Origin of the sequence: Haemophilus parahaemolyticus, from assembly GCF_018373095.1 — a bacterium.
Lineage (GTDB): Bacteria > Pseudomonadota > Gammaproteobacteria > Enterobacterales > Pasteurellaceae > Haemophilus_A > Haemophilus_A parahaemolyticus_A.
Genome location: NZ_JAHAHT010000143.1, coordinates 1 through 2866 on the forward strand (window position 1 = coordinate 1; position 2866 = coordinate 2866).

At 38.6% G+C, this 2866-nt stretch carries 3 protein-coding genes; 2 read left to right on the forward strand and 1 reads right to left on the reverse strand.

The window, feature by feature from the left end:
• Together gltS and KH943_RS09760 are read left to right on the forward strand one after the other, a co-directional pair.
• The coding region (gltS, locus tag KH943_RS09755; RefSeq protein WP_304110395.1) for a sodium/glutamate symporter at positions 1–788 on the forward strand (788 nt) is incomplete at its 5' end.
• Positions 789–902: 114 nt separating this feature from the next.
• Positions 903–1835, forward strand: a complete 933-nt coding sequence (locus KH943_RS09760) for a bile acid:sodium symporter family protein (protein ID WP_304110396.1) — start codon at positions 903–905, stop codon at positions 1833–1835.
• Positions 1836–1920: 85 nt separating this feature from the next.
• Here the strand turns inward: KH943_RS09760 and thiI are convergent.
• The coding region (gene thiI / locus KH943_RS09765) for a thiazole biosynthesis protein (RefSeq protein WP_304110397.1) at positions 1921–2866 on the reverse strand (946 nt) is incomplete at its 5' end.

The window sequence follows — 2866 nt, forward strand, 5'->3', positions numbered from 1 at the left end:
CGGCTTGGGCTAAAGTATTTGCGGATAAATATGGCTTACAAGGCGTAATGGAAATGGCAATGGCATCTGCTACTTTCGGTTTGGTAGCTGGAGGTTTAATCGGTGGACCTGTTGCTCGTCGCTTAGTGAATAACTTAAAACGCGATAAAAAGGTATCATCCAAACGGGTTGAAACTTCTGACGAACAATATGATGGTGAAACTTTCGAAGAAAAAGATCACGTTCGTTTTATTACCGCTAGTTCAACCATTGAAACCATGGCATTATTCGCTGCGTGTTTAGCTTTCTCTTCTGTAATGGCGGCTCAATTTGCCGATTTAGGCTTACCACAATTCGTTTGGGCATTAGGTTTTGGTGTTATCTTACGCAATGTATTAACCAAAGTATTCAAATTCGATATGTTCGACCGTGCAATTGATGTATTTGGTAACGCTTCATTAAGTTTATTCTTAGCGATGGCATTAATGAGCATTAAATTATGGGAATTAGCAGGCTTAGCAGGCCCAATGTTAATCATCTTAGTTGTTCAAACTATCGTTATGATTTTATATGGCTACTTTGTGACTTTTCGCATTATGGGTAAAGATTACGATGCAGCTATCTTAACAGCAGGTCACTGTGGTTTCGGTTTAGGTGCAACACCAACAGCAGTTGCAAATATGCAATCTGTAACACAAACCTTTGGACCCTCGCATAAAGCTTTCTTAATCGTACCGCTTGTAGGGGCTTTCTTTGTTGATATTATCAACTTATTTGTGATTACTTGGTTTATTAATATACTAGGCTAATTTAAAATTTATAAGAGATGAAAAGCTTACGTTAAATAGATTTTTCATCTCTTTATTTTTTTACAAAAGCCGATTAGAATGGTAAGTCCTTTTCATAATAAAATAGGACTTTATATGCAAGCTCTCCTTAAACTAACTAAATTCGTGAGCAAAACGTTCGCACTCTGGGCTATTGTTTTTGCTGTTCTTGCGTTCTACTTCCCCGCAGAATTTAAAATCTTTGCTCCTTATATTCCTTACCTCTTAGGTTTGGTTATGTTCGGTATGGGTATTACTCTTACTTTCAATGATTTTGGCGAAGTGGCAAAACATCCAAAATCGGTCTTTATTGGCGTAGTTGGACAATTTTTTATTATGCCATCTATCGCTTTTGTGCTCGCTAAAGCCTTTGACTTACCGCCTGATTTAGCAGTTGGTGTCATTTTAGTCGGTTCTTGCCCAGGAGGCACATCTTCAAATATAATGACTTATCTTTCAAAAGGAAATACCGCACTTTCAGTTGCTTGCACAACAATTTCTACGTTACTTTCACCATTATTAACCCCTGCAATCTTCTATGTTCTTGCAAGCCAATGGTTAGATATTGATGCATCTGCAATGTTTTTATCTGTACTAAAAATGGTGCTTTTCCCAATCTTCTTAGGGTTAGTCGTGCGTGCGTTATTTAAGAAAGCAATTGAACAAACAAGCCAAACCATGCCTTTAGTTTCGGTTATTTCAATCGTCTTAATTTTAGCGGCGGTAGTAGCAGTAAGCAAAGATAAGATTGTAGAATCAGGCCTGTTAATTTTCAGCGTCGTCGTGTTACATAACTGTTTGGGTTATTTAATTGGTTTCTTTGCTGCAAAACTATTCAAATTAAACATAGCAGACAGCAAAGCAATTGCAATTGAAGTAGGAATGCAAAACTCTGGTTTAGGTGCTGCATTAGCTGCGGCTCACTTTAATCCAATTGCTGCCGTACCAAGTGCATTATTTAGCTTCTGGCACAACGTTTCAGGTCCAATTTTGGCAAATATTTTCTCTAATATGAAAAACAGAAAATAACCTTTTAACTTAATGCAAGGTATACAATTTAGTTAAAGACATCAGGGTTTCATCTCTGATGCCTTTATTTGTTTATTATGCTAACTTATTTCAAACGAAAAACTTTCACGTTATTAAACCCGTTCTCTTTCAGATACAACGCTTGTAATTTGCTCATTACCCCACGTTGGCAGTAAAGCAGATAGTTTTTCGACTGTTCTAGTTCAGCAAATTGGCTGGAAAGTTTGTAGAACGGTAGTTTTTTCACTTCAACACCTTTCAATTTGAACGGAGCTTCGTCAATTTCTTCTGGGCTGCGAATGTCTAAAATCACATCATTTTCTCCAAGCTCTGTGGTGGTTTCGACAGCCACAACCTCTTTTTCTGTTTGTTGTGCAATTTCGCGAATGTCCAAGAATTGGGCGTTTTGTACCGCTTGCTCTAGCACTTCAAAGTTGAAATACCCTTCTTCTTCCACAATTTTGCTTTCAATCGCTTTCACAGTTGGATTTTTAGAAATCACCCCACAGAATTCTGGCATAGATTTCGCAATATCATCGGTACCGATCTCTTTTGCCATCGCAATAATCTGCTCTTTATCGTGGGTAATCAGCGGGCGAAGCACCAGCGTATCAGAAGCTTTATCAATCAGACGCAAATTAGTCAGAGTTTGGCTTGAAACTTGCCCCAAAGCTTCCCCCGTCACAATCGCCTGAATATCAAAACGCTCGGCAATTTTGCTTGCCGCACGCACCATCATTCGTTTTAACACCACGCCCATTTGTCCGTTATCGATTTTTTCTAAAATCTCACCAACTACGTTTTCAAAATTGATTGCTACAAAGCGTACTTTATGTGAAGTGCTATAACGGTTCCAAATATGGTACGCCATCTGTTTAACACCAATTTCATGTGCTGCACCACCTAAATTAAAGAAGCAGTAATGCACACGAGAACCACGACGAATCAGCATATAGCTTGAAACGCCCGAATCAAAACCGCCAGAAATCAATGAAAGCACATCTTCTTGTGTGCCGATTGGATAACCGCCT

Excerpts from the sequence above, each read along its gene's own strand:
- KH943_RS09760 (WP_304110396.1), top strand. The coding sequence starts at position 903 with ATGCAAGCTCTCCTTAAACTAACTAAATTCGTGAGCAAAACGTTCGCA.